Here is a 26,003-nt window from a genome sequence, read left to right on the forward strand (position 1 = left end):
ACTCGCTTAGACTCCGCCGATGCCGCCTTTGTCGGCGGTATACATACCCCCATCCATGAGGCCGCTCTCCATCGCGGTCGTGCGAAGGAAATTCCGTCCCGTGAATATCACCATGCTCCTCCCGTTCATCGTGCTCATCGGGGCCATGTTCCTCATGACCCGCTCGGCCAAGCGCAAGCAGCAGCAGGCCGCCCAGATGCGCAACGAGTTGCAGCCCGGCAGCGGCGTCCGCACGATCGGGGGCATGTACGCGACGGTCAAGGAGGTCAACGAGGACACGGTCCTCCTCGACGCCGGCCCGGGCGTCGAGCTCCTCTTCGCGAAGAACGCCATCGGTTCTGTGCTCAGCGACGACGAGTACAACCGCATCGTGCACGGCATCGAGCACGACCTGAAGTCCGACACCGACCTGGTCCCGGACGACGCCTCCTCCCTCACCGAGACCGACGACTCCGCCGACGAAGCTGCCGCCGCCTCCGACGACAAGTCCGTCGACCTCGACAAGAAGGACGCGCCCGAGGAGCCGGCCGACGACACCCCGGCCGCCGAGGCCAAGTCGGACGAAGAGCCGAAGAAGTCCGAGGGCGACTCCGACGCGAAGTAGGCGTGGCCCGGGGCGCGCGGGCCAGGACCGCGCGCCCCGGAGCATGCGCAGCTCGCAGGGGATCCCGACACCATGTCATGGCCGCCCCGCCCGCAACCCGGCGCGAGGCGGCCCGAGAGGGAGTACGAGAAGGTGGCAGCACCTAAGAGGGGCCGGAGCGCGAGCGCCCAGAGCAAGCCGGGGCGCTCGCTGGCCCTCATCCTGATCGCCATCGTGGCGCTCACCGGAGGAATGTTCGCCTCCGGAAACACCACTCCGCGTCTCGGTATCGACCTGGCCGGTGGTACGAGCATCACGCTCCGGGCGGTCGCAGAGCCGGGCCAGGAGTCCGCGATCAACAAGACCAACATGGACACCGCGGTCGAGATCATGAACCGCCGTGTCAATGGTCTCGGTGTCTCAGAGACCGAGGTCCAGACCCAGGGCACGCGGAACATCATCGTAAACATCCCCAAGGGCACGAACTCCAAGGAGGCGCGGCAGCAGGTCGGCACCACCGCCAAGCTGTACTTCCGCCCGGTGCTCGCCACCGAGGTCTCCGACGGCGCCGCGACGACCAGCCCGTCGCCGAGCGCCTCCAGCAGCCCCTCGGGCAAGGCCACCGGCAAGGCCACCCAGAAGGCCACGGGCAAGTCGACCCCGTCCTCCTCCGCGGCCCCGTCGGCGACCGCCACCTCGCAGGGCCGCGCCGTCACCGACGCCCTGAAGGCCGACTCGACGCCGAGCGCCACCGCCTCCTCGAGCGCGCAGACCTCCGCCTCCCCGTCTGCCAGCAGTAGTTCCTCCGGCAACGCGGCCGCGAGCAAGCTCGAGGCGCAGTACACCGCGCTCAATTGCAAGAACGACAAGGCCCGCGCCAACACCGGTAAGGGCAAGTCCAGCGACCCGACCGTGGCGTGCGGCAAGAATTCGCATGGCCAGTGGCAGAAGTACATCCTCGGCCCCGCCGAGGTGGACGGCACTGACGTCAAGAATGCCCGGGCGGTCTTCAACACGCAGTCCGCTGCCGGCTGGACCGTCACCATGGAGTTCACGGGCACGGGCTCCAAGAAGTTCGCCGCCATCACCGGCAAGCTGGCCAAGAACCAGACCCCGCAGAACCAGTTCGCGATCGTCCTCGACGGCGACGTCGTCTCCGACCCGTACGTCACTCAGGCGCTGAGCGGCAACGCGGAGATCTCCGGCAGCTTCAGCCAGCAGGAGGCCCAGAGCCTCGCCAACATGCTGTCGTACGGCGCGCTGCCGCTGAGCTTCAAGGAGGACAGCGTCACCACGGTGACCGCCGCGCTCGGCGGCGAGCAGCTGCAGGCCGGTCTGATCGCGGGTGGCATCGGCCTGGCACTGGTCATCGTCTACCTGCTGATCTTCTACCGCGGCCTCTCGGTCGTCGCGATCCCCTCGCTGCTGGTCTCTGCGATCCTCGCGTACGTGATCATGGCGCTGCTCGGCCCGACCATCCACTTCGCGCTGAATCTGCCGGCCGTCTGCGGTGCGATCGTCGCGATCGGTATCACAGCCGACTCGTTCATCGTGTTCTTCGAACGGATCCGGGACGAGATCCGCGAGGGCCGCTCGCTGCGCCCCGCCGTCGAGCGGGCCTGGCCACGCGCCCGGCGCACCATCCTGGTCTCCGACTTCGTGTCGTTCCTCGCTGCCGCGGTGCTGTTCATCGTCACGGTCGGCAAGGTCCAGGGCTTCGCGTTCACGCTCGGTCTGACCACCGTGCTCGACGTGGTCGTCGTCTTCCTGTTCACCAAGCCGCTGATGACGCTCCTCGCCCGCCGGAAGTTCTTCGCGAACGGCCACAAGTGGTCGGGCCTCGACCCGAAGGCACTGGGCGCCAAGCCCCCGCTGCGCCGCACTCGTCGTCCCTCCGCCCCCGTCGACCCGAAGGAGGCGTGAGATGTCGAAACTCGGCAGCCTCGGCGCCCGTCTGCACCGCGGTGAGGTCGGCTACGACTTCGTCGGCAACCGCAAGATCTGGTACGGCATCTCGATCCTGATCACCATCACGGCCATCCTCGGCCTGACGGTGCGGGGCCTGAACATGGGCATCGAGTTCCGGGGCGGTGCGGTCTTCACCACTCCGAAGCACATGACGACCTCGGTCGCCACGGCCGAGGGGTACGCGCACGACGCGTCCGGTCACGAGGCGATCGTCCAGAAGCTCGGCGACGGCAGCCTGCGCATCCAGATCGCGGGCATCGACACCGACAAGTCCGACGCGATCAAGGACAAGCTCGCCAAGGATCTGAGCGTCAACTCCGAGAACATCAACGCCGACCTGGTCGGCCCCAGCTGGGGTGACCAGATCGCCAACAAGGCCTGGCAGGGCCTGGCGATCTTCATGATCCTCGTGGTGGTCTACCTGGCGATCGCGTTCGAATGGCGCATGGCGGTCGCCGCGCTCGTCGCCCTGATCCATGACATCACCATCACGACCGGCATCTACGCCCTCGTCGGCTTCGAGGTCACGCCGGGCACGGTGATCGGTCTGCTCACGATCCTCGGTTACTCGCTCTATGACACGGTCGTCGTCTTCGACAGCCTCAAGGAGCAGACGAAGGACATCACCAAGCAGACCCGCTGGACCTACAGTGACGTCGCCAACCGCTCGATCAACAGCACTCTGATGCGGTCCATCAACACCACGGTGGTCGCGCTGCTGCCGGTGGCGGGCCTGCTGTTCATCGGTGGCGGCTTCCTCGGCGCCGGCGTGCTCAACGACATCTCGCTGTCGCTGTTCGTCGGCCTCGCGGCCGGTGCGTACTCCTCGATCTTCATCGCCACGCCGCTCGTCGCCGACCTCAAGGAGCGCGAGCCGCAGATGAAGGCGCTCAAGAAGCGCGTCCTCGCCAAGCGGGCCCAGGCCGCGGCGCAGGGCGAGCCAGTGGAGCCCGAGGCCGTGGACGGCGTGCACGACGACGAGCGCGAAGACGCCGCCCACGCGGTCGTCGGTCCGCGCAACCAGCCGGCGTCCCGCAACCGCGGCCGTGGCCGTCCCTCCGGGAAGCGCCGATGACCGACATCAAGGAGCTGCTGCTCAGCCGCATCCGTGACGTGGCCGACTACCCGGAGCCGGGGGTGATGTTCAAGGACATCACCCCGCTGCTGGCGGACCCGGCGGCCTTCACGGCGCTCACCGACGCCCTCGCCGAGATCGCCGCGAACACGGGCGCCACCAAGGTCGTCGGCCTGGAGGCCCGCGGCTTCATCCTCGGCGCCCCGGTGGCCGTCCGCGCCGGCCTCGGCTTCATCCCCGTACGCAAGGCGGGCAAGCTCCCCGGAGCAACCCTCGGCCAGGCGTACGACCTGGAGTACGGCTCGGCGGCGATCGAGGTGCACGCGGAGGACCTGTCTGCGGGCGACCGCATCATGGTCGTCGATGACGTCCTCGCCACCGGCGGCACCGCGGAGGCTTCCCTCCAGCTCATCCGCCGGGCGGGCGCCGAGGTCGCGGGTCTCGCCGTCCTGATGGAGCTGGGATTCCTGGGCGGCCGCGCCCGCCTGGAACCGGCTCTCAACGGCGCCCCCCTGGAGGCTGTACTCACCATCTGAGCAGAGTTTCGGAAACGGGACAGCCCCGAGTGTGACCTTATTGCACACTCGGGGCTGCCTCGTTTTGTTTTCCGTGCCGATTTATGTCATCCGACTGACTGCGAAATCAGCAGTCCTCGATGTCTTCGGATTCGATGGTGCCGGGCTCCTTGAGGTGACCCTTCGCATCGCCTGCGGCGGTGATGCGATGCAGGTTGTGCTCCACGCCGTCCTTCCACCAAACACACAGATGCTTTGTCGTGCTGCAGGTGTTGTGGTAGTAGATGGTCGTTGTGGAAGTGCCGTCGGCCCAGGACCAGTTGAAGCATCCAGAGCTACCCCTGTGCGTTGACATCGGGGTTGCCGTTGCCGCCTGGGCGGGAAGCGCGAAAGCTGCGCTCATGCCCACGGTCAGGGCCACAGCGGCCACTGACTTACCGAATATCTTCATGCTCTATCCCGTTTCCGTTTTCTTTCGAAGTGGGAATATGGCAAATTCTCCCACTTCTGGTCGAAGTTGATCTTATGTGGCGCCTGATGCGCGAGTCAACGGAGTTAATGGCCTTGATCTCCCGCTCGGTTCAATTGGTGAATGTTCGGAGAAAGGGGAAATTTGGCATATGTCTGGTCGATTCCATGCGCCCCGACGGTGCGGGCAGCAGCCCCTCATGTTTCTCGGGTAGACGGCCCTCACATTGGCCTGAAGGCGATCCTGCGGCCCAGGATCGCTACCATGGGGTCTCCGGAGCCTGACCGGGGGACCCGGATCGCGCACGAGGAGCCCTCTTGCCAGACGAGGCCCAGCACCTGACCGCCGCCAAGCCCGAGTCCGCCTCGGCAGCCGCGGCCAAGCCCGCGCCGAACGCGCCGCACGCGAAGAACGACACCCGCGGGCCGGTCGAGCATGCCCAGTCCGCGCCCGTCGACAAGTCGGCCGAGCAGTCGCGCCCCAAGCCCGCGCCACCCGAACGGCCCACGCCCTCCCCCAATCCCGACTCCGTGCGAGCGGGGGGATCCCCGGCGCCCGCTGTCCGCCCGAACACCGGCCAGCCCGCCCGCTCCGGCTCCTCCAACCGCGTCCGCGCCCGCCTCGCCCGCCTCGGCGTCCAGCGCTCCAACCCGTACAACCCGGTCCTGGAGCCGCTGCTGCGGATAGTGCGCAGCAACGACCCGAAGATCGAGACGGCGACGCTGCGCCAGATAGAGAAGGCCTACCAGGTCGCCGAGCGCTGGCACCGCGGCCAGAAGCGCAAGAGCGGCGATCCGTACATCACGCATCCGCTCGCCGTCACCACCATCCTGGCCGAGCTGGGCATGGATCCGGCCACCCTCATGGCCGGGCTCCTCCACGACACCGTCGAGGACACCGAGTACGGCCTCGACCAGCTGCGCCGCGACTTCGGCGACTCGGTCGCCCTGCTCGTCGACGGCGTCACCAAGCTGGACAAGGTCAAGTTCGGCGAGGCCGCGCAGGCCGAGACCGTACGCAAGATGGTCGTCGCCATGGCCAAGGACCCGCGCGTCCTGGTCATCAAGCTCGCCGACCGCCTGCACAACATGCGCACCATGCGCTACCTCAAGCGCGAGAAGCAGGAGAAGAAGGCGCGCGAGACCCTCGAGATCTACGCGCCGCTCGCCCACCGGCTGGGCATGAACACCATCAAGTGGGAGCTGGAGGACCTCGCCTTCGCGATCCTCTACCCGAAGATGTACGACGAGATCGTGCGGCTCGTCGCGGAGCGCGCCCCCAAGCGGGACGAGTACCTCGCCATAGTGACCGACGAGGTGCAGCAGGACCTGCGGGCCGCACGGATCAAGGCGACCGTCACCGGCCGCCCGAAGCACTACTACAGCGTCTACCAGAAGATGATCGTCCGCGGTCGCGACTTCGCGGAGATCTACGACCTGGTGGGTATTCGTGTACTTGTCGACACGGTCCGCGACTGCTACGCCGCCCTCGGCACCGTGCACGCGCGATGGAACCCGGTCCCCGGCCGGTTCAAGGACTACATCGCGATGCCCAAGTTCAACATGTACCAGTCGCTGCACACGACGGTCATCGGCCCCAACGGCAAGCCCGTCGAGCTGCAGATCCGCACCTTCGACATGCACCGCCGCGCCGAGTACGGCATCGCCGCGCACTGGAAGTACAAGCAGGAGGCCGTCGCCGGCACCTCCAAGGTGCGCTCGGACGCGCCGAAGAGCACCGGCAAGGACGACCACCTCAACGACATGGCGTGGCTGCGCCAACTGCTTGACTGGCAGAAGGAGACCGAGGACCCGGGCGAGTTCCTGGAGTCCCTGCGCTTCGACCTGTCGCGCAACGAGGTCTTCGTCTTCACCCCGAAGGGCGACGTCATAGCGCTCCCGGCCGGTGCCACCCCGGTGGACTTCGCGTACGCCGTCCACACCGAGGTCGGCCACCGGACCATAGGAGCGCGGGTCAACGGCCGCCTCGTACCGCTCGAATCCACCCTGGACAACGGCGACTTGGTGGAGGTCTTCACCTCCAAGGCGGCCGGCGCCGGCCCCTCCCGTGACTGGCTCGGGTTCGTCAAATCCCCGCGCGCCCGCAACAAGATCCGCGCCTGGTTCTCCAAGGAGCGCCGCGACGAGGCGATCGAGCAGGGCAAGGACGCCATCGTCCGCGCGATGCGCAAGCAGAACCTGCCGATCCAGCGCATCCTCACCGGCGACTCGCTGGTCACGCTCGCGCACGAGATGCGCTACCCGGACATCTCCGCGCTGTACGCCGCGATCGGCGAGGGCCATGTCTCCGCGCAGAATGTCGTGCAGAAGCTCGTCTCCGCGCTCGGCGGCGAGGAGGCGGCCACCGAGGAGATCGACGAGTCGGTCCCGCCGTCCCGCGGCCGCAGCCGCAAGCGGCGCTCCAGCGCCGACCCGGGCGTGATTGTCAAGGGCGTCGAGGACGTGTGGGTCAAGCTGGCCCGCTGTTGTACGCCCGTTCCCGGCGACCCCATCATCGGTTTCGTCACGCGCGGTAGCGGAGTATCGGTTCACCGCAGTGACTGCGTCAACGTGGAGTCACTGTCGCGCGAGCCCGAGCGCATCCTCGAGGTCGAGTGGGCGCCCACCCAGTCCTCGGTCTTCCTGGTCGCCATCCAGGTCGAGGCCCTGGACCGCTCCCGGCTCCTCTCCGACGTCACCCGTGTCCTGTCCGACCAGCACGTCAACATCCTCTCCGCGGCCGTCCAGACCTCCCGCGACCGCGTGGCCACCTCCCGCTTCACCTTCGAGATGGGCGACCCGAAGCACCTCGGCCACGTCCTGAAGGCGGTCAGGGGAGTGGAGGGCGTCTACGACGTGTACCGCGTGACGTCGGCGCGCAGCAGGTCGTAGGAGCCTCAGCCGCAGAAGCAAGTCGTACGGCATACGCGAAAGGGCCCCGTACCGCGAGGTACGGGGCCCTTCTCCAATTCGCGTCAGCCGCCGAACTCCTGCAGGCCCTTCAGCGCCTGGTCCAGGAGTGCCTGGCGGCCCTCCAGCTCCCGCTCGAGCTTGTCGGCCCTGGCGTTGTTGCCCTGGGCACGCGCCTGCTCGATCTGGCCCCTCAGCTTGTCCACGGCCGCCTGGAGCTGGCCGGTCAGACCCTCGGCACGCGCGAGTGCCTCCGGGTTCGTCCGGCGCCACTCGGTCTCCTCGGCCTCCTGGATGGCGCGCTCGACGGCGTGCATCCGGCCCTCGACCTTCGGCCGCGCGTCCCGCGGTACGTGGCCGATGGCCTCCCAGCGCTCGTTGACCGAGCGGAACGCGGCCCGCGCCGCCTTGAGGTCCGTGACCGGGAGGATCTTCTCGGCCTCCTCGGCCAGCTCCTCCTTCAGCTTCAGGTTCTCCGACTGCTCGGCGTCCCGCTCGGCGAAGACCGAACTGCGGGCGGCGAAGAACACGTCCTGGGCGCCGCGGAAGCGGTTCCACAGGTCGTCCTCGTGCTCGCGCTGGGCGCGGCCCGCGGCCTTCCAGTCCGTCATCAGTTCGCGGTAGCGCGCGGCCGTCGGACCCCAGTCCGTCGAGCCGGACAGCGCCTCGGCCTCGGCGACCAGCCGCTCCTTGGCCTTGCGGGCCTCCTCGCGCTGCGCGTCCAGCGAAGCGAAGTGCGCCTTGCGGCGCTTGGAGAACGCCGAGCGGGCGTGCGAGAAACGGTGCCACAGCTCGTCGTCCGACTTGCGGTCGAGCCGCGGCAGCCCCTTCCAGGTGTCCACCAGCGAGCGCAGCCGCTCACCGGCCGCCCGCCACTGGTCGGACTGCGCCAGTTGCTCCGCCTCGGTGACCAGGGCCTCCTTGGCGTTCCGCGCCTCGTCGGACTGCTTCGCGCGCTGCTGCTTGCGCTCCTCACGGCGCGCCTCGACCGTCGCGACGAGCTTGTCCAGCCGCGTCCGCAGGGCTTCCAGGTCGCCGACCACGTGGTGCGCGTCGACCTGCTCGCGGATGTGGTCGATGGCGGTCTGTGCGTCCTTCGCTGACAGGTCGGTGGTCTTCACTCGCTTCTCGAGGAGGCCGATCTCGACAACCAGGCCCTCGTACTTGCGCTCGAAGTAGGCCAGCGCCTCCTCGGGGGAGCCGGCCTGCCAGGATCCGACGACCTGCTCGCCGTCGGCCGTACGCACGTACACGGTCCCCGTCTCGTCGACGCGTCCCCACGGGTCGCTGCTCACAGCGCCTCCTCCACATGATGCCTGCAGAGGGCTTCAGCGCCCCCGGGCATCGTCCACAGTTTCGTCACGGCCAACATAGGCGACCGGCGGGTTGCCTGTCCGCATCCCGCGCGACCGAAATTTCGCACTTGACGGTCAGGATTTGGTGACCGTCGCCTTGTTGATCACCACGGTCGCATTGGGTGCCGTGTTGCCCGTTGTGGGGTCGGCGGCCTGGGCACCTGCGGCGGCGATCTTCTTCAGGACCTTCATCCCCGCCGTGGAAATCGTGCCGAACGGGGTGTAGTCGGCCGGCAGCGGGCTGTCCTGGTAGACGAGGAAGAACTGGCTGCCGCCGGTGTTGCGGCCCTTCTTCGTCTGCGAGTTGTACTGGTTGGCCATGGCGACCGTGCCCGCCGGGTACACCTGCCCCTTGAGGCTCTTGTCCTTGAGGTTCTCGTCCGGAATCGTGTAGCCGGGGCCGCCCATGCCGGTTCCCTGCGGGTCGCCGCACTGCAGCACGTAGATCCCCTGCGGGGTCAGCCGGTGGCACTTGGTGTGGTCCAAGTAGCCCTTGCCGACAAGGAAGTTGAACGAGTTGACGGTGTGCGGCGCCGCCGACGCCTTCAGCGCGATGTCTATGTCACCGCACGTCGTGGCGAGATTCATCGTGTACTTCGCCGACTTGTCGATGGTCATCGCCGGCTCCTTCTTCCAGCTCAGCTTCTTCACCGAGCCCTTGGCCGGCTTTGCGCACGGGTCCGGCGCCTTGCTGGTCGCGGCGGCGCTCGGCGTCGTCTGCGAGCTCGCATTGGCCTTGTTGTCGTCGTTGCCCTTGAGGACCCCGGTCGTGTAGAGCGCCACGCTGCCGATGACGACCACACCGAGCACCGATGCGATCACGGAGTTGCGCATGCGCGCCTTGCGCCGCGCGGCCGTGCGCCGTTGCTGCTGGCGCAAGAACTTCTCCCGGGCGAGCTGGCGCTTGCGCTGTTCCTGGGTGACCACCGGGTTCTCTCCTCATGCGTCTCGTACGTCGACCGGTACGCGTGTGTCTTGTGAGCCGACCGCCTGCGTGTGCCCCGTACCGTATATGGGTTCGCTGAGGAATCGGCAGCGCCGGTAGGCTCTGACGTCAGCAGCAGCCGCCCGTATCGACACAACGAAGGACGATCGTGCTCATTGCCGGGTTCCCCGCCGGGGCCTGGGGGACGAACTGTTATCTCGTCGCCCCCGCCGCCGGTGAGGAGTGCGTGATCATCGACCCGGGCCATCAGGCCGCCCAGGGAGTCGAGGAAGCGCTGAAGAAGCATCGGCTCAAGCCCGTCGCCGTCGTCCTCACCCATGGCCACATCGACCATGTGGCCTCGGTCGTCCCGGTGTGCGGCGCGCACGACGTGCCCGCCTGGATCCACCCCGAGGACCGCTACATGATGGCGGACCCGGAGAAGGCGCTCGGCCGTTCCATCGGCATGCAGCTCATGGGCGAGCTGACGGTGGGGGAGCCCGACGACGTCAAGGAGCTGACCGACGGCGCGCAGCTGGCGCTCGCGGGTCTGGAGTTCTCCGTCGCGCATGCGCCCGGCCATACCAAGGGGTCGGTGACCTTCCAGATGCCCGAGACCACGGAGATCCCTTCCGTGTTCTTCTCCGGGGATCTGCTCTTCGCCGGCTCCATCGGACGCACCGACCTGCCCGGCGGTGACATGGCCGAGATGCTCGACTCGCTGGCTCGCGTGTGCCTGCCGCTCGAGGACTCGACCGTGGTGCTGTCCGGCCACGGCCCCCAGACGACCATCGGCCAGGAGCGCGCCACCAACCCGTATCTGCGGCAGGTGGCCGCCGGCCTGGGAGCTGACGCTGACGCTCCCCGACGAGGAATGTGACGAGACTTTCCGTGAGCACCTTCAAGGCCCCCAAGGGCACGTACGACCTGATCCCGCCGGACAGCGCCAAGTTCCTGGCGGTCCGCGAGGCGATCGCCGCGCCACTGCGCAACTCCGGTTACGGCTACATCGAGACCCCGGGCTTCGAGAGCGTCGAGCTCTTCGCGCGCGGTGTCGGCGAGTCCACCGACATCGTGACCAAGGAGATGTACGCCTTCGAGACCAAGGGCGGCGACAGGCTCGCCCTGCGCCCCGAGGGCACGGCGTCCGTGCTGCGCGCGGCGCTGGAGGCCAACCTGCACAAGCTGGGCAACCTGCCGGTCAAGCTCTGGTACTCGGGCTCCTACTACCGCTACGAGCGCCCCCAGAAGGGCCGTTACAGGCACTTCTCCCAGGTCGGCGCCGAGGCGATCGGCGCGGAGGACCCGGCGCTCGACGCCGAGCTGATCATCCTGGCGGACCAGGCCTACCGCTCGCTGGGCCTGAGCAACTTCCGGATCCTGCTCAACAGCCTGGGCGACAAGGAGTGCCGTCCCGTGTACCGGGCCGCGCTGCAGGACTTCCTGCGCGGTCTGGACATCGACGAGGACACGCGCCGCCGTGCGGAGATCAACCCGCTCCGTGTCCTGGACGACAAGCGCGAATCGGTCCAGAAGCAGCTCGGCGACGCCCCGCTCCTGCGCGACTACCTCTGCGACGCCTGCAAGGCGTACCACGAGGAGGTCCGCGAGCTGATCACGGCGGCGGGCGTCGCCTTCGAGGACGACCCCAAGCTGGTCCGCGGCCTGGACTACTACACCCGTACGACCTTCGAGTTCGTCCACGACGGTCTGGGCTCGCAGTCCGCGGTGGGCGGCGGCGGCCGCTACGACGGGCTGTCGGAGATGCTCGGCGGCCCCGCACTGCCGTCCGTCGGCTGGGCCCTCGGCGTCGACCGCACGGTCCTGGCGCTGGAGGCGGAGGGCGTGGAGCTCGAACTCCCCTCCACGACCAGCGTCTTCGCGGTCCCGCTCGGCGAGGAGGCCCGACGCGTGCTGTTCGCCAAGGTCACCGAGCTGCGCAAGCTGGGCATTGCCGCCGACTTCTCCTACGGCGCCAAGGGGCTCAAGGGCGCCATGAAGAACGCCAACCGCAGTGGTGCCCGCTACACGATCGTTGCCGGTGAGCGCGATCTCGCCGAGGGCGTCGTCCAGCTCAAGGACATGGAGTCCGGCGAGCAGACGGCGGTCGGGGTGAACGAGATCGTGGCGGAGCTGGAGTCGAGGCTGGGCTGAGGTTCTTCGGCCTGAACGGCCTCGTCCTCAAACGCCGGAGGGGCTATTCACAGCCCCTCCGGCGTTTGAGGAGCGGGGGTCCGGGGGCTGGCCCCCGGGACGGGTAGGGGCGGCGGGGGCGAGGAACCTCAGTCGAGCAGGCCGAACCGCATCGCACTCGTCACCGCCGCCGTCCGGTCGTCGACCCCCAACTTGCCGAAGGCGCGCAGGAGATGGGTCTTCACGGTCGACTCGCCGATGAACAACCGGCGCCCGATCTCCGCGTTCGTGCAGCCTTCCGCCACCAGCCGCAGCACCGCCGTCTCCCGCTCCGACAGCCGTGGCCGCTCCGGCTTGGTGCGCAGCTGGTCGACCAGCCGGGCCGCCACCGAGGGCGCCAGCACGGTCTCGCCCCGCGCAGCGGCCCGCACCGCCTCCGCCAGTTCCATCCGCGGCATGTCCTTGAGCAGGTATCCGGCCGCCCCGGCCTCCACCGCCCGCAGGATGTCCCGGTCCGTCTCGTACGTCGTCAGCACGATCACCCGGCACGGCAGCCCCGCCTCGCCCATCCGCACGATCGAGTCGACGCCCCCGCCGCCCGGCATCCGCAGATCCATCAGCACGATGTCGGGCCGCAACTCGGTGGCGAGGGCCTCCGCCTGCGGCCCGCTCGCCGCGTCGGCGACGACCTCCAGGTCCGGCTCGGCACTGAGCATCGCCCGCAGACCCTCCCGTACGACGGGGTGGTCGTCGGCCAGGACGATCCGGATCATCAGGAGCTCCTCTCGGGCGTGACGGGCAGGCTGACCGTCACCGTCGTACCGTCTCCGGGTGTGCTGTCGACCCGCGCGATGCCGCCGACCTCGCCGGCCCGGGCGCGCAGCCCCGCCAGGCCGTAGCCGTCGCAGGGGGTACCCGGGTCGAAGCCGCAGCCGTCATCCCGTACCGACACGGTGAGTTTGTCGGGGGCGTACGTCAGCGCGATGCCGACCGTCGCTGAACTCCCGGCGTGCTTACGGGCGTTGGCCAGGGCCTCCTGGCAGGAGCGCAGGGCCACGACCTCGGGGCCGGCGGGCAGCGGACGCACCGGACCGATCACGTCCAGGACCGCCTCGTGGCGGGCGGCGAGGCGGCGCAGGGCGTCCGGGAGGGAGGTGCCGTCGAGGTCGGCGGGTGCGGCACCGGCGACCAGGGCGCGGGCCTCGGCGAGGTTCTGCCGGGCTGTCTCGTCCATCAGGGCGAGGTGGCGGCGGGCCTGCGGAAGGTCGTCGTCGAGTTCCGCCTCCACCGCCTGGATCAGCATCAGCAGACTGGTGAAGCCCTGGGCGAGCGTGTCGTGGATCTCGCGGGCCATGCGTTCGCGTTCGGTGAGGGCACCGTGTGCGGTCGAGAGGCGGGAGATCTCGTGGCGGCTGGCGTCCAACTCGGCTATCAGGTCGGCCCGTTCCATGCTCTGCTCGATGATCCGGATGATCCAGCCACCGATCACCAGCGAGAAGACGAGGGTGACCGCGGAGAAGAGGACGTTGGCGAACAGGTCCTCGCCGCTGGGCCGCCACAGCAGGGCCCAGCCCCCGACCGGCACCAGGTTGATGACGGTGACGGCCACCAGCGACCACCGCATGTGCAGGGTCATGAAGCACTGGGGGATGAGCGCGAACGCCATCAGCCGTGTCTCGCCGACCAGGACGGCCGACGGCAGGAACAGCGCGATCGCCCCGGCGAGATAGCGCACGGCCCGCCCCTGGTCCGGCGGATCCTCCTGCAGCAGCGGGCGGCCCACCACGCCGTACCAGGGCACCAGCGGCACGAGCAGTGCCGCCGCGGCCGCACGGACGGTGAAGCCCGGATGGGCCGCGTTGAGCACGAACGCGAGGGTGGCGGCCCAGGCGACCGCGAAGTACGCGTCCCAGAGCCGGATCGTCCGGTCCCAGGCGTGCTCCGCGCGGGCCACGCCCGTACCGCTCATCCGTCGCGCCGGATCTTCCACCGGAAGGTCAGCAGACACAGCACCAATCCTCCGACGCACCACGCGGCGAGCACCAGCGCGATCCGCCCGAACTCCCAGCTGCCCGCCTGCTCCAGCACCCGCGCCGAATCGGGCAGGAACACACCCCGCAGACCCTGACACAGCCACTTCAGCGGGAACAGGGCACCGATGTTCAGCATCCAGTCCGGGATGGTGTCGATCGAGATGTACACCCCGGAGATGAACTGCAGGACCAGGAAGGGGAGTACGACCACGGAGCTGGCGCTCTTCGCCGACTTGGGCACCGAGCTGATCGCGATGCCGAGCAGCGCGCACCCGGTCAGCCCCAGAACGAAGATCCAGGCGAAGTCGAACCACCGGGACGCGTCCGACGGCAGGTCGACGCCGTACAAGGTGGTGCCGACGACGAGGAGGATCGCCGTCTCCACGACGCCGGTGAACAGAACCAGCCAGATCTTGCCCAGGAAGTACGCCGACGGAGGCATCGGTGTGCCGCGCAGCCGGCGCAGCACCTTCTCGTCCCGTTCGACCGCGATCGAGATGCCCAGCGACTGGAAGCTGGTCGACATGATCCCGGAGGCCATCATCGCCGGGACGTACAGCTGGGAGGCGGTGACGCCGGAGCCACGGACGTCGTCGTGGAAGATCGACGCGAACAGGAACAGGAACACGACCGGGAACGCGAACGTGAACACCACCTGGTCGCGCTGCCGGAAAAACTGCTTGATCTCCAGCGCGCCGCGCCAAAGGCCCAGCTCCCAGGCTCCCGGCAGTCGCCCGGCGGGCGCCTCGGCCCTGGTCCGTACGGTGGTCGTCGTCATCGCGCGTCCTCCTGCCCGGTCAGCCGGAGGTAGACGTCCTCCAGGGTGGGACGGGTCACCCTCAGGCCCGGGATCTCGCCGTCGAAGCGGTGCATGAGCTCGGCGACCGTCCTGGTCGGTGTGTCCGTGCGCTCGGTGCGCATGACGCCGTCCGGCTCGGTCCATGCGACGGTGGCCTCCGTGCCGTACCGCTCCCGCAGGGCGGCGGGCTCGCCCTCGGCGACGACCTGCCCCGTGGCGACGACGGCGAGCCGGTCGGCGAGCGCCTCCGCCTCCTCCAGGTAGTGCGTGGTCAGCAGAATGGTCGTGCCCTCGTCGGACAGCAGCCGGATCAGGTCCCAGAACTGCCGCCGGGCCGCCGGGTCGAAACCGGTCGTCGGCTCGTCAAGGAGCAGCAGCTCGGGGTCGCCGATCACCCCCAGGGCGACGTCGAGGCGACGCCGCTGGCCTCCCGAGAGCGCCTTGATCCGGCTGCCCGCCTTCGCCTCGAGCCCCACCAGGCCGATGACCTCCTCCGGGTCGCGCGGCCTCGGGTAGTAGCGGGCGAAGTGCCGCACGGTCTCGCGGACCGTCAACTCGGCGGGCGCCGATTCGTCCTGCCAGACGATTCCGACACGTGACCGCCACGCGCGCGTGCCGGTCGCCGGGTCCGAGCCGAGCACCGACACCTCGCCCGCGTCCCGGGTGCGGTTGCCCTGGAGGATCTCCACCGTGGTGCTCTTGCCCGCACCGTTGGGTCCCAGCAGGCCGAAGACCTCGCCCTTGCGGATCCCGAGATCGATGCCGTCCACCGCGGTCACGTCCCCGTACTGCTTGCGCAGCCCCCGTACGTCCACCGCGAGTTCGTTCGCGTGTGTTGTCATGCCCTCAAGGGTCGGCCGGAACCGAACGCTCAGGGACGACCGTGCGTACTTCCTTATGTCCACCGAACGGTGGACAGAGGGACGTGTGCGGCACAATGGCCGTATCCGAAGAAGGTCCAACTCTCAAGCAGACGGATCGGCGTGATGAGCAAGACCACAGTCAAAGAGGCGTCCACCGAGCCCGCTCCGGAGCACGACTCCGCCGGACCACGGTCGGTCGGTGGCAGCCGCGCCTTCGCTCTGCTGCTGATCATCACGGGTGCGGCCGGTCTGCTCGCCGCGTGGGTCATCACGATCGACAAGTTCAAGCTGCTCGAGGCCAAGGTCGAGGGCAAGACGTTCACCCCCGGCTGCAGCCTCAACCCGGTCGTCTCCTGCGGCAGCGTGATGGAGTCCAAGCAGGCCGCCGCCTTCGGCTTCCCCAACCCGATGCTCGGCCTGGTCTGCTACGGCATCGTCATCTGCGTCGGCATGAGCCTGCTCGCCCGCGCCCGCTTCCCGCGCTGGTACTGGCTCACCTTCAACTTCGGCACGCTCTTCGGCGTCGGCTTCTGCACCTGGCTGCAGTTCCAGTCGCTGTACCGCATCAACGCGCTGTGCCTGTGGTGCTCCCTGGCCTGGGTCGCGACGATCATCATGTTCTGGTACGTGACGTCGTTCAACATCCGCAACGACTTCCTGCCCGCCCCGCGCTGGCTGAAGAGCTTCTTCGGCGAGTTCACCTGGGTCCTGCCCGTGCTGCACATCGGCATCATCGGCATGCTGATCCTGACCCGCTGGTGGGACTTCTGGACCAGCTGATCCGGCTGACCCCGGCCGCCCAGGGCCCGAGGGGATTGTCAGCGCGGTGATTTAGGGTTTTGGACGTGGAGCCCGACCTGTTCACCGCAGCCGCAGAAGAACGCCAGGAGAAGGACCCGACCGGCAGTCCCCTGGCGGTGCGGATGCGCCCGCGCACCCTCGACGAGGTGGTGGGCCAGCAGCACCTGCTGAAGCCCGGTTCGCCCCTGCGCCGCCTCGTCGGCGAGGGCGCGGGCGGCCCCGCCGGCCCGTCCTCGGTGATCCTCTGGGGCCCGCCAGGCACCGGCAAGACGACCCTGGCGTATGTCGTCTCCAAGGCCACCAACAAGCGCTTCGTCGAACTCTCGGCGATCACCGCGGGCGTCAAGGAGGTCCGCGCGGTCATCGACGGCGCCCGCCGGGCCACCGGCGGCTTCGGCAAGGAGACCGTCCTCTTCCTCGACGAGATCCACCGCTTCAGCAAGGCCCAGCAGGACTCCCTCCTCCCGGCGGTCGAGAACCGCTGGGTGACCCTGATCGCTGCGACGACGGAGAACCCGTACTTCTCGGTGATCTCCCCGCTCCTGTCCCGCTCGCTCCTCCTCACCCTCGAACCCCTCACCGACGACGACCTCCGGGGGCTGCTCAAGCGGGCGCTGAGCGACGAGCGAGGCCTCAAGGACGCCGTCACCCTCCCCGAGGACACCGAGGACCACCTGCTGCGCATCGCCGGCGGTGACGCCCGCCGCGCCCTGACCGCCCTGGAGGCGGCGGCCGGGGCCGCTCTGGACAAGGGCGAGGCGGAGATCTCCCTGACGACCCTGGAGGAGACGGTCGACCGGGCGGCGGTGAAGTACGACCGCGACGGCGACCAGCACTACGACGTCGCCAGCGCCCTGATCAAGTCCATCAGGGGCTCGGACGTCGACGCCGCCCTGCACTACCTGGCCCGCATGATCGAGGCCGGCGAGGACCCCCGCTTCATCGCCCGCCGCCTGATGATCTCCGCCAGCGAGGACATCGGCCTGGCCGACCCCAACGCCCTGCCGATAGCCGTCGCCGCAGCCCAGGCCGTCGCCATGATCGGCTTCCCCGAGGCCGCCCTCACCCTCAGCCACGCCACCATCGCCCTCGCCCTGGCCCCGAAGTCGAACGCCGCGACGACGGCGATCGGCGCCGCCATGGACGACGTACGCAAGGGACTGGCGGGGCCGGTGCCCCCGCACCTGCGCGACGGGCACTACAAGGGTGCCGCCAAGCTCGGGCACGCGCAGGGGTACGTGTATCCGCACGACCTGGCGGAGGGCATCGCCGAGCAGCAGTACGCCCCGGACGCCCTCAAGGACCGCGAGTACTACACCCCGACCAGGCACGGAGCCGAGGCGCGGTACGCGGACGCGGTCGAATGGACCAGGCAGCACCTCGGTCGCAAGCGGTCCTGAGCGACCTGTAGAATCCCTCGAAGTGCTGTGTCCCGTGCAGTCAGAACGGGACGGTCAGCCGGAGCCCCGGTCCTCGGACCGGACTCCAGGAGCGTCGCGCACCGTTCGAATGGTGTCGCGGGCAGCCCACCACCACTCGTCGTAGGACGGGACCGGTCGGTGGGCCACTCGCGTGCTGCACGTATGTGCCCAGACCAGGGGAGCGGCTGCCCACCAGGCCCGGCAACGGACCGGCGGGTTTCCCCGGCTGCGGATGCGACCTCCCTCAACCCTGACAAGCCGAACACTGAGAAATGAGAGATCGTGGCGAATCAGTCCCGCCCCAAGGTCAAGAAGTCGCGTGCCCTCGGCATCGCGCTGACCCCGAAGGCTGTCAAGTACTTCGAGGCCCGCCCCTACCCGCCGGGCGAGCACGGCCGTGGCCGCAAGCAGAACTCGGACTACAAGGTCCGTCTGCTCGAGAAGCAGCGCCTGCGCGCGCAGTACGACGTGTCCGAGCGCCAGCTCGTCCGCGCCTACGAGCGTGCCTCCAAGGTCCAGGGCAAGACCGGTGAGGCCCTGATCATCGAGCTCGAGCGCCGTCTCGACGCCCTGGTCCTGCGTTCGGGCATCGCCCGCACCATCTACCAGGCCCGTCAGATGGTCGTTCACGGCCACATCGAGGTCAACGGCCAGAAGGTCGACAAGCCCTCCTTCCGCGTCCGTCCCGACGACGTCGTGATGGTCCGCGAGCGCAGCCGCGAGAAGACCCTCTTCTCCATCGCCCGTGAGGGCGGCTTCGCCCCCGAGGGCGAGACCCCGCGCTACCTCCAGGTGAACCTCAAGGCCCTGGCGTTCCGCCTGGACCGCGAGCCGAACCGCAAGGAGATCCCGGTGATCTGCGACGAGCAGCTCGTCGTCGAGTACTACGCCCGCTGATCACCAGCAGGCGGTAGCACCACCTCGGCCCGCCGTCTCCCCGCCCTGTTGGGTGCGGGAGGCGGCGGGTTCGTGCATGTCCACGCTCGCCGGATGCTCGAACCCGTCCAGTGCGAGCAGGGGTTCGGCCGAGCGTCCCACGAACGCGTACTGACGCGTATTCAGTCCGTACAATCGCCTCGCGCAACTCGGCAGAGGCGGGACGGTAATCCGGTGCGGAGCCGCTTCCCCGGCGCGATAGGCTCGGCCCAGACTTATCGATGTTCAGGCATGTTTCAGGGAGCGGGTGCGCGTGGTGTCCGGTGGAGAGGTGGCCGGGATCCTGGTGGCCGTCTTCTGGGCGATCCTGGTCTCCTTCCTCGCCGTCGCGCTGGCGAGAGTGGCCCAGACGCTCAAGGCGACCACCAAGCTCGTGGCGGACGTGACCGACCAGGCCGTCCCGCTGCTGGCCGACGCCTCAGCGGCGGTGCGCTCCGCACAGACCCAGATCGACCGGGTCGACGCGATCGCCACCGACGTCCAGGAAGTCACGTCGAACGCCTCGGCGCTGTCGACCACCGTCGCCTCCACCTTCGGCGGCCCCCTGGTCAAGGTCGCGGCCTTCGGCTACGGCGTCCGCCGGGCCCTGGGTGCCCGCCGGGACGACGTGCCCGCCAAGGAGTCCAGGCGTACCGTGATCGTGGGCCGGACCGTCCCGGCCGCGCGGCGGGGCAAGCGGAAGAAGGACTGAGACCTAGCGATGTTCCGCCGTACGTTCTGGTTCACCACGGGCGTCGCCGCCGGTGTGTGGGCCACCACCAAGGTCAACCGCAAGCTGAAGCAGCTGACGCCCGAGAACCTTGCCGCCTCCGCGGCCAACAAGGCGCTCGAGGCCGGTCACCGCATCAAGGACCGCGCGGTCGGCTTCGCGCTGGACGTCCGGGACAACATGGCCCAGCGGGAGGAAGAGCTGGGTGAGGCCCTCGGCATCAACGCGGCCCCCGAACTCCCCGCACCCCGGCGGTACCCCGCCATCGAGAACCGCAACAGCCCGAAGTACGTCGAGGGCTCGACGTACCAGACGTACTCGTACAACCGGAATGAGGACCACTGATGGAGTCGGCCGAGATTCGCCGCCGCTGGCTGAGCTTCTTCGAGGAGCGCGGGCACACCGTCGTCCCTTCGGCGTCGCTCATCGCGGACGACCCGACTCTGCTCCTGGTCCCCGCCGGCATGGTGCCCTTCAAGCCCTACTTCCTCGGTGAGGTCAAGCCGCCGTTCCCGCGCGCCACCAGCGTGCAGAAGTGCGTGCGCACGCCTGACATCGAAGAGGTCGGCAAGACCACCCGCCACGGCACGTTCTTCCAGATGTGCGGCAACTTCTCCTTCGGCGACTACTTCAAGGAAGGCGCCATCAAGCACGCCTGGGAGCTGCTCACCAGCCCCCAGGACAAGGGCGGTTACGGCCTGGAGCCGGAGAAGCTCTGGATCACCGTCTACAAGGACGACGACGAGGCCGAGCGCATCTGGCACGAGGTCGTCGGTGTGCCCAAGGAGCGCATCCAGCGCCTGGGCATGAAGGACAACTACTGGTCCATGGGCGTCCCCGGACCCTGTGGCCCCTGTTCCGAGATCAACTACGACCGCGGCCCCGAGTTCGGCGTCGAGGGCGGCCCCGCCGTCAACGACGAGCGGTACGTGGAGATCTGGAACCTCGTCTTCATGCAGTACGAGCGCGGCGAGGGCATCGGCAAGGACAACTTCGAGATCCTCGGCGAGCTCCCCAGCAAGAACATCGACACGGGCCTCGGCCTCGAGCGACTCGCCATGATTCTGCAGGGCGTGCAGAACATGTACGAGATCGACACCTCCATGGCCGTCATCAACAAGGCCACCGAGCTGACCGGCGTCCGCTACGGCGACGCCCACGACTCGGACGTCTCCCTGCGCGTGGTCACCGACCACATGCGTACGTCGGTGATGCTCATCGGCGATGGCGTCACCCCCGGCAACGAGGGCCGCGGCTACGTCCTGCGCCGCATCATGCGCCGCGCCATCCGCAACATGCGCCTGCTCGGCGCCACCGGCCCGGTCGTGCTCGACCTGATCGACACCGTGATCGGCATGATGGGCCAGCAGTACCCCGAGCTGGTCACCGACCGCGAGCGCATCGAGAAGGTCGCCGTCGCCGAGGAGAACGCCTTCCTCAAGACGCTGAAGGCCGGCACCAACATCCTCGACACCGCCGTCACCGAGACCAAGGCCGCGGGTTCCGCGGTCCTGCCCGGCGACAAGGCGTTCCTGCTCCACGACACCTGGGGCTTCCCGATCGACCTCACCCTGGAGATGGCCGCCGAGCAGGGCCTTTCCGTGGACGAGGACGGCTTCCGCCGCCTGATGAAGGAGCAGCGGGAGCGCGCCAAGGCCGACGCCCAGGCCAAGAAGACCGGCCACGCCGGCGCCGGTGCCTACCGCGAGATCGCCGACAAGGTCGGCGAGACCGACTTCATCGGCTACTCGGACACCGAGGGCGAGTCCACGATCGTCGGCATCCTCGTCGACGGCGCCTCCTCCCCGGCCGCCACCGAGGGCGACGAGGTCGAGATCGTCCTCGACCGCACCCCCTTCTACGCGGAGGGCGGCGGCCAGATCGGCGACACCGGCCGCATCAAGGTGGACTCCGGTGCGGTCATCGAGATCCGCGACTGCCAGAAGCCGGTCCCGGGCGTCTACGTCCACAAGGGCGTCGTCCAGGTTGGCGAGGTCACGGTCGGCGCCAAGGCCCACGCCTCCATCGACTCGCGCCGCCGCAAGGCCATCGCCCGCGCCCACTCGGCCACGCACCTCACCCACCAGGCGCTGCGCGACGCGCTCGGCCCGACGGCCGCCCAGGCCGGTTCCGAGAACCAGCCCGGCCGCTTCCGCTTCGACTTCGGTTCGCCGTCCGCCGTTCCCACGGCCGTGATGAGCGACGTCGAGCAGAAGATCAACGAGGTGCTCGCCCGCGACCTCGACGTCCGCGCCGACGTCATGGGCATCGACGAGGCCAAGAAGCAGGGAGCCATCGCCGAGTTCGGCGAGAAGTACGGCGAGCGCGTCCGCGTCGTGACCATCGGCGACTTCTCCAAGGAGCTGTGCGGCGGTACGCACGTGCACAACACCGCCCAGCTGGGCTTGGTGAAGCTGCTCGGCGAGTCCTCGATCGGCTCGGGTGTCCGCCGTATCGAAGCCCTTGTCGGTGTCGACGCCTACAACTTCCTCGCCCGCGAGCACACGGTCGTCAACCAGCTGACCGAACTGCTCAAGGGCCGCTCGGAGGAACTCCCCGAGAAGGTCTCCGCGATGCTCGGCAAGCTGAAGGACGCCGAGAAGGAGATCGAGAAGTTCCGCGCCGAGAAGGTGCTCCAGGCCGCCGCCGGTCTCGTCGAGTCCGCCAAGGACATCCGCGGTATCGCGGTCGTCACCGGCCAGGTCCCGGACGGCACGACCCCCGACGACCTGCGCAAGCTGGTCCTCGACGTACGCGGCCGCATCCAGGGCGGACGGGCCGCGGTGGTCGCCCTCTTCACGGTCAACAACGGCAAGCCCCTCACGGTCATTGCCACCAACGAGGCCGCCCGCGAGCGCGGCCTCAAGGCCGGTGACCTGGTCCGCACGGCTGCCAAGACCCTCGGCGGCGGCGGTGGCGGCAAGCCGGACGTCGCCCAGGGCGGCGGCCAGAACCCGGCCGCGATCGGCGACGCCGTGGACGCCGTCGAGCGGCTGGTCACGGACACCGCCAAGTGACAATGCGCAGAGGCCGTCGACTCGCCATCGACGTCGGGGACGCCCGTATCGGGGTCGCTTCGTGCGACCCCGACGGGATCCTCGCCACCCCGGTGGAGACGGTCCCCGGCCGGGACATCCCGGCAGCTCACCGACGGCTCAAGCAACTCGTCGAGGAGTACGAGCCGATCGAGGTCGTCGTCGGCCTCCCTCGCTCCCTCAAGGGGGGCGAGGGCCCCGCCGCGGTAAAGGTTCGCGGCTTCGCACAGGAGCTCGCCAAGGGCATCGCCCCCGTCCCGGTCCGGCTCGTCGACGAGCGGATGACAACGGTGACGGCCAGTCAGGGACTGCGCGCCTCGGGCGTGAAGTCGAAGAAAGGCCGCTCGGTCATCGACCAGGCCGCCGCTGTGATCATCCTCCAGCAGGCGCTCGAATCCGAACGGGTGTCAGGTAAAGCACCCGGCGAGGGCGTCGAAGTGGTCATCTGATCGCGATACGGTAACGTTCCGCGCGACTGCGCCGCTGTTCGAACAGCGGCTGCACAGCAAGAGGCGGGACGGAAACCCGGCCAAAAGCCGCGTAACCGCCGCCTCGCGGCTCTAGGGGATCGATGACTGAGTATGGCCGGGGCCAAGGCTCCGAACCGTGGCATCCGGAGGACCCGTTGTACGGGAACGACGGATGGGGCGGACAGCAGGCCCAGGTGGGTCAGCAGTCCCCCTACGGCGGCCAGCCACAGCACTATCCGGAGCAGCCGCAGCAGCAGCACTACGGTGACTGGGGCGACGGCGGACAGTCCACCTACGGCCAGGCGCAGCAGCAGTATCCGCAACAGCAGTACCAGGGCTACGACCAGCAGTACTACGCAGGTCAGGGCCAGCAGTCGTACGACCAGGGCAGCTGGGGCACCGGCACGCACACGCACGTCCAGTACACGGACCCGTCGGACCCGTATGCCCAGCAGGCCGCCGGGTACGGCGGCGACCAGCACGACTACTACGGCACGCCCGACGCGTACCCGCCACCCGAGCCGCCCGGCCGCAGGCAGGCCGAGCCGGTCCCGCAGACCGACTGGGACCCGGGTCCCGACCAGGGAGAACACGCCTTCTTCGCCGGTGGCGAGGACGACGAGGACGAGGACGACGACCCGGGTTCCGGCCGCAAGGCCCGAGGCGGCAAGAAGCCGAAGAAGCGCCGCAGCGGCTGCGCCTGCCTCGTACTGGTGACGATCTTCGCCGGAGGCGTCGGCGGGGTCGGCTACTTCGGCTACCACTTCTACCAGGATCGTTTCGGCCCTGCGCCCGACTACGCGGGCGCCGGCAACGGCAAGCAGGTCACCGTCGTCATCCCGAAGGGCGCCGGCGGCTATGCGATCGGGCAGAAGCTGGAGGACGCGGGAGTCGTCAAGAGCGTCGCCGCGTTCGTCTCCGCGCAGCAGTCGAACCCCGACGGCAAGAAGATCCAGGACGGCGTCTACACGCTGCAGAAGCAGATGTCGGCCGCGAGCGCGGTCGAGCTGATGCTCAGCAACAAGAGCCGTGACAACCTGATCATCGCCGAGGGCTACCGCAACACGAAGATCTACGAGCTGATCGACAAGCGCCTCGGAGTGGCGGACGGCACCACGGCGAAGATCGCCAAGACGGACTACAAGCAGCTCGGCCTGCCCGCCTGGGCGCTGAATCACCCGAACCTGAAGGATCCGCTGGAAGGATTCCTCTACCCCTCCAGCTACGGCGTCACCAAGGGCCAGAAACCCGAGGCCGTCCTGAAGGACATGGTCACCCGGGCCAACGACAAGTACGAGGAACTCGGCCTGGCGAAGAAGGCGAAGAGCCTCGGCCTCGACAGCCCGTGGCAGCTGCTCACCGTGGCGAGCCTGGTGCAGGCCGAGGGCACCAGCCACGACGACTTCCGCAAGATGGCCGAGGTCGTCTACAACCGCCTCAAGCCCGCGAACCCCGAGACCTACGGCTCGCTGGAGTTCGACTCCACGTACAACTACGTGAAGAACCAGACCAAGATCGACCTGAGCATCGCCGAGCTGCGCAAGTACAACAATCCGTACAACACGTACTACGTCAAGGGTCTGCCGCCCGGCCCGATCGACAACCCCGGCGAGTTGGCGCTCAAGGGCGCTCTCGACCCGACGCACGACGGCTGGTACTACTTCATCTCGTTGGACGGCAAGACCAGCAAGTTCACGAAGACGCTCGCCGAGCACAACAAGCTGGTCGACGAATTCAATGCGTCGAGGAACAAGAACTGATGTCAGCAACCCGACGGGCGGCCGTGCTCGGCTCGCCCATCGCCCACTCCCTGTCCCCGCAACTGCACACCGCGGGGTACCGGGCCCTCGGCCTGGAGGGCTGGTCGTACGACAGGTTCGAGATCGACGAGGCGGCGCTGCCCGGGTTCTTCGCGCAGCTCGGCCCCGAGTGGGCGGGGTTGTCCCTGACGATGCCGCTGAAGCGGGCGGTGATCCCGCTGCTCGACGAGATCACCGACACGGCGGCCTCGGTGGAGGCGGTCAACACCGTGGTGTTCCGGCCCGACGGGCGAAAGATCGGCGACAACACCGACATCCCCGGCCTGGTGGCCGCGCTGCACGAGCGCGGTGTGGAGAAGACCGAGTCGGCGGCGATCCTGGGCGCAGGTGCCACCGCCTCGTCGGCCCTCGCTGCGCTCGCCCGGATCTGCGCCGGCGAGGTCACCGTGTACGTGCGCAGCGAGCGGCGCGCGGACGAGATGCGGCAGTGGGGAGAGCGGCTCGGCATCCAGGTCCGCCCGGCCGACTGGGCCGATGCGGTACGGGCCTTCGAGGCGCCCCTGGTCATCTCGACCACGCCCGCCGGGGGCACCGACGAGCTGGCCGCGCAGGTCCCCGCGCAGGTCGGCACCCTCTTCGACGTGCTCTACGAACCCTGGCCCACCCCTCTCGCCGCGGCCTGGCAGGAGCGCGGCGGGCAGGTGCTCAGCGGCCTGGACCTGCTGGTGCACCAGGCGGTCTTCCAGTTCCGCCAGTTCACCGGCGACCCTCGTTCCCCGCTCGCTGCCATGCGCGAGGCCGCACAGCTGGGCTGATCTGTCCGTTTGTCGGACTCGGATCGGTGCCGCCTCCCGGACGTGGGAGGATCGGGGGAGGCGGGCCAGGGCCGCGCACCTGGTCGGGCCGTCGCCGTACGCGAGGACGCGCGTACGCAGGGCAGTACCGGGGCGCGAGCACTGAGGAGCATCGTTGAGCAGGCTGCGTTGGCTGACCGCGGGGGAGTCCCACGGTCCCGCACTTGTCGCGACGCTGGAGGGGCTTCCCGCCGGCGTGCCGATCACGACGGAGATGGTTGCGGACCATCTGGCGCGGCGGCGGCTCGGTTATGGCCGCGGTGCGCGTATGAAGTTCGAGCGCGACGAGGTCACGTTCCTCGGCGGTGTGCGGCACGGCCTCACTCTTGGTTCCCCGGTCGCGATCATGGTGGGCAACACCGAGTGGCCCAAGTGGGAGCAGGTCATGGC

The 26,003-nt window shown here is 68.8% G+C and carries 24 protein-coding genes; 17 read left to right on the top strand and 7 right to left on the bottom strand.

Annotation, left to right across the window (positions count from 1 at the left end; all coding sequences use genetic code 11):
• The first annotated feature begins 112 nt into the window (after positions 1-112).
• The 4 genes from yajC to ACFY10_RS43710 all read left to right on the top strand — a co-directional run bounded on the left by yajC (position 113) and on the right by ACFY10_RS43710 (position 4,162).
• The gene (yajC, locus tag ACFY10_RS43695) at positions 113-604 is read left to right on the top strand and encodes a preprotein translocase subunit YajC (protein WP_390670938.1); all 492 of its coding nucleotides are present in this window, start codon (positions 113-115) and stop codon (positions 602-604) included.
• 132 nt (positions 605-736) lie between these two features.
• Positions 737-2,506: a protein translocase subunit SecD gene (secD, locus tag ACFY10_RS43700; RefSeq protein ID WP_390670910.1), complete on the top strand. Its 1,770-nt coding sequence runs from the start codon at positions 737-739 to the stop codon at positions 2,504-2,506.
• Between the two features lies 1 nt (position 2,507).
• On the top strand, positions 2,508-3,626 hold the full coding sequence (gene secF, locus ACFY10_RS43705; RefSeq protein WP_390670911.1) for a protein translocase subunit SecF: 1,119 nt from the start codon (positions 2,508-2,510) through the stop codon (positions 3,624-3,626).
• Entirely contained in the window at positions 3,623-4,162 is a 540-nt protein-coding gene (locus ACFY10_RS43710; RefSeq protein ID WP_390670912.1) for an adenine phosphoribosyltransferase, read from the top strand. Before secF ends, ACFY10_RS43710 begins: the two co-directional genes overlap by 4 nt.
• 106 nt (positions 4,163-4,268) lie before the next feature.
• Here the strand turns inward: ACFY10_RS43710 and ACFY10_RS43715 are convergent, their stop codons facing one another.
• Entirely contained in the window at positions 4,269-4,592 is a 324-nt protein-coding gene (locus tag ACFY10_RS43715; protein WP_390670913.1) for a hypothetical protein, read from the bottom strand.
• A gap of 335 nt (positions 4,593-4,927) precedes the next feature.
• Here ACFY10_RS43715 and ACFY10_RS43720 point away from each other — a divergent pair, with 335 nt between their 5' ends.
• Complete coding sequence (locus ACFY10_RS43720; protein WP_390670914.1) at positions 4,928-7,501, top strand: RelA/SpoT family protein; 2,574 nt, start codon at positions 4,928-4,930, stop codon at positions 7,499-7,501.
• 83 nt (positions 7,502-7,584) lie between these two features.
• On the opposite strand, the gene ACFY10_RS43725 is transcribed toward ACFY10_RS43720, so the two are convergent.
• Positions 7,585-8,814 carry a DUF349 domain-containing protein gene (locus ACFY10_RS43725; RefSeq protein WP_390670915.1) on the bottom strand — a complete coding sequence of 410 codons (1,230 nt, stop codon included), beginning with the start codon at positions 8,812-8,814 and terminating at the stop codon, positions 7,585-7,587.
• Positions 8,815-8,949: 135 nt separating this feature from the next.
• Positions 8,950-9,801, bottom strand: coding sequence for a peptidylprolyl isomerase (locus tag ACFY10_RS43730; protein ID WP_390670916.1), 852 nt, complete (start codon positions 9,799-9,801; stop codon positions 8,950-8,952).
• Between the two features lie 167 nt (positions 9,802-9,968).
• Between ACFY10_RS43730 and ACFY10_RS43735 the strand changes: the two genes are divergently transcribed.
• Both ACFY10_RS43735 and hisS read left to right on the top strand, forming a co-directional pair.
• A complete protein-coding gene (locus ACFY10_RS43735; RefSeq protein ID WP_390670917.1) occupies positions 9,969-10,679 on the top strand; it encodes an MBL fold metallo-hydrolase in 711 nt (236 codons plus the stop codon).
• Positions 10,680-10,690: 11 nt separating this feature from the next.
• A complete protein-coding gene (gene hisS, locus ACFY10_RS43740) occupies positions 10,691-11,953 on the top strand; it encodes a histidine--tRNA ligase (RefSeq protein WP_390670918.1) in 1,263 nt (420 codons plus the stop codon).
• 128 nt (positions 11,954-12,081) lie between these two features.
• Here the strand turns inward: hisS and ACFY10_RS43745 are convergent, their stop codons facing one another.
• From ACFY10_RS43745 to ACFY10_RS43760, 4 genes are read right to left on the bottom strand one after another with little or no spacing between them, the layout of a single operon-like run.
• The gene (locus tag ACFY10_RS43745) at positions 12,082-12,705 is read right to left on the bottom strand and encodes a response regulator (protein ID WP_390670919.1); all 624 of its coding nucleotides are present in this window, start codon (positions 12,703-12,705) and stop codon (positions 12,082-12,084) included.
• The gene (locus ACFY10_RS43750; protein ID WP_390670939.1) at positions 12,705-13,901 is read right to left on the bottom strand and encodes a sensor histidine kinase; all 1,197 of its coding nucleotides are present in this window, start codon (positions 13,899-13,901) and stop codon (positions 12,705-12,707) included. The genes ACFY10_RS43745 and ACFY10_RS43750 overlap by 1 nt, the downstream gene beginning before the upstream one ends.
• Positions 13,898-14,743, bottom strand: a complete 846-nt coding sequence (locus ACFY10_RS43755) for an ABC transporter permease (protein ID WP_390670920.1) — start codon at positions 14,741-14,743, stop codon at positions 13,898-13,900. Before ACFY10_RS43755 ends, ACFY10_RS43750 begins: the two co-directional genes overlap by 4 nt.
• Positions 14,740-15,606 (bottom strand): ABC transporter ATP-binding protein, encoded by an 867-nt coding sequence (locus ACFY10_RS43760; protein ID WP_390670921.1) that lies wholly within the window; start codon positions 15,604-15,606, stop codon positions 14,740-14,742. Before ACFY10_RS43760 ends, ACFY10_RS43755 begins: the two co-directional genes overlap by 4 nt.
• A gap of 144 nt (positions 15,607-15,750) precedes the next feature.
• On the opposite strand from ACFY10_RS43760, the gene ACFY10_RS43765 reads away from it, so the two are divergent.
• The 10 genes from ACFY10_RS43765 to ACFY10_RS43810 all read left to right on the top strand — a co-directional run.
• Positions 15,751-16,407, top strand: coding sequence for a vitamin K epoxide reductase family protein (locus ACFY10_RS43765; RefSeq protein WP_390670922.1), 657 nt, complete (start codon positions 15,751-15,753; stop codon positions 16,405-16,407).
• Positions 16,408-16,472: 65 nt separating this feature from the next.
• Positions 16,473-17,828 (top strand): replication-associated recombination protein A, encoded by a 1,356-nt coding sequence (locus tag ACFY10_RS43770; RefSeq protein ID WP_390670923.1) that lies wholly within the window; start codon positions 16,473-16,475, stop codon positions 17,826-17,828.
• A 303-nt stretch (positions 17,829-18,131) separates the two neighbouring features.
• Positions 18,132-18,746 carry a 30S ribosomal protein S4 gene (gene rpsD / locus ACFY10_RS43775; protein ID WP_015661793.1) on the top strand — a complete coding sequence of 205 codons (615 nt, stop codon included), beginning with the start codon at positions 18,132-18,134 and terminating at the stop codon, positions 18,744-18,746.
• A gap of 286 nt (positions 18,747-19,032) precedes the next feature.
• A complete protein-coding gene (locus ACFY10_RS43780; protein ID WP_390670924.1) occupies positions 19,033-19,476 on the top strand; it encodes a DUF948 domain-containing protein in 444 nt (147 codons plus the stop codon).
• A gap of 9 nt (positions 19,477-19,485) precedes the next feature.
• Positions 19,486-19,839 (top strand): hypothetical protein, encoded by a 354-nt coding sequence (locus ACFY10_RS43785; RefSeq protein WP_390670925.1) that lies wholly within the window; start codon positions 19,486-19,488, stop codon positions 19,837-19,839.
• The gene (gene alaS, locus ACFY10_RS43790) at positions 19,839-22,511 is read left to right on the top strand and encodes an alanine--tRNA ligase (protein ID WP_390670926.1); all 2,673 of its coding nucleotides are present in this window, start codon (positions 19,839-19,841) and stop codon (positions 22,509-22,511) included. Before ACFY10_RS43785 ends, alaS begins: the two co-directional genes overlap by 1 nt.
• 2 nt (positions 22,512-22,513) lie before the next feature.
• The gene (ruvX, locus tag ACFY10_RS43795) at positions 22,514-22,978 is read left to right on the top strand and encodes a Holliday junction resolvase RuvX (protein WP_275774424.1); all 465 of its coding nucleotides are present in this window, start codon (positions 22,514-22,516) and stop codon (positions 22,976-22,978) included.
• Between the two features lie 122 nt (positions 22,979-23,100).
• Positions 23,101-24,759 (top strand): endolytic transglycosylase MltG, encoded by a 1,659-nt coding sequence (gene mltG, locus ACFY10_RS43800; protein WP_390670927.1) that lies wholly within the window; start codon positions 23,101-23,103, stop codon positions 24,757-24,759.
• Positions 24,759-25,574 (top strand): shikimate dehydrogenase, encoded by an 816-nt coding sequence (locus tag ACFY10_RS43805; protein WP_390670928.1) that lies wholly within the window; start codon positions 24,759-24,761, stop codon positions 25,572-25,574. The genes mltG and ACFY10_RS43805 overlap by 1 nt, the downstream gene beginning before the upstream one ends.
• A 154-nt stretch (positions 25,575-25,728) precedes the next feature.
• Positions 25,729-26,003 (top strand): chorismate synthase (locus ACFY10_RS43810; protein ID WP_390670929.1); only part of this gene is annotated, 275 nt, incomplete at its 3' end.

The organism is Streptomyces sp. NPDC001401 (assembly GCF_042895385.1).
GTDB lineage: Bacteria > Actinomycetota > Actinomycetes > Streptomycetales > Streptomycetaceae > Streptomyces.

Excerpts from the sequence above, each read along its gene's own strand:
- alaS (WP_390670926.1), top strand. The coding sequence starts at position 19,839 with ATGGAGTCGGCCGAGATTCGCCGCCGCTGGCTGAGCTTCTTCGAGGAG.
- ACFY10_RS43710 (WP_390670912.1), top strand. The coding sequence starts at position 3,623 with ATGACCGACATCAAGGAGCTGCTGCTCAGCCGCATCCGTGACGTGGCC.
- secF (WP_390670911.1), top strand. The coding sequence starts at position 2,508 with ATGTCGAAACTCGGCAGCCTCGGCGCCCGTCTGCACCGCGGTGAGGTC.
- ACFY10_RS43750 (WP_390670939.1), bottom strand. The coding sequence starts at position 13,901 with ATGAGCGGTACGGGCGTGGCCCGCGCGGAGCACGCCTGGGACCGGACG.
- ACFY10_RS43715 (WP_390670913.1), bottom strand. The coding sequence starts at position 4,592 with ATGAAGATATTCGGTAAGTCAGTGGCCGCTGTGGCCCTGACCGTGGGC.
- ACFY10_RS43755 (WP_390670920.1), bottom strand. The coding sequence starts at position 14,743 with ATGACGACGACCACCGTACGGACCAGGGCCGAGGCGCCCGCCGGGCGA.
- ACFY10_RS43765 (WP_390670922.1), top strand. The coding sequence starts at position 15,751 with ATGAGCAAGACCACAGTCAAAGAGGCGTCCACCGAGCCCGCTCCGGAG.
- mltG (WP_390670927.1), top strand. The coding sequence starts at position 23,101 with ATGACTGAGTATGGCCGGGGCCAAGGCTCCGAACCGTGGCATCCGGAG.
- ACFY10_RS43745 (WP_390670919.1), bottom strand. The coding sequence starts at position 12,705 with ATGATCCGGATCGTCCTGGCCGACGACCACCCCGTCGTACGGGAGGGT.
- ACFY10_RS43785 (WP_390670925.1), top strand. The coding sequence starts at position 19,486 with ATGTTCCGCCGTACGTTCTGGTTCACCACGGGCGTCGCCGCCGGTGTG.
- ruvX (WP_275774424.1), top strand. The coding sequence starts at position 22,514 with ATGCGCAGAGGCCGTCGACTCGCCATCGACGTCGGGGACGCCCGTATC.
- ACFY10_RS43805 (WP_390670928.1), top strand. The coding sequence starts at position 24,759 with ATGTCAGCAACCCGACGGGCGGCCGTGCTCGGCTCGCCCATCGCCCAC.
- ACFY10_RS43760 (WP_390670921.1), bottom strand. The coding sequence starts at position 15,606 with ATGACAACACACGCGAACGAACTCGCGGTGGACGTACGGGGGCTGCGC.
- yajC (WP_390670938.1), top strand. The coding sequence starts at position 113 with ATGCTCCTCCCGTTCATCGTGCTCATCGGGGCCATGTTCCTCATGACC.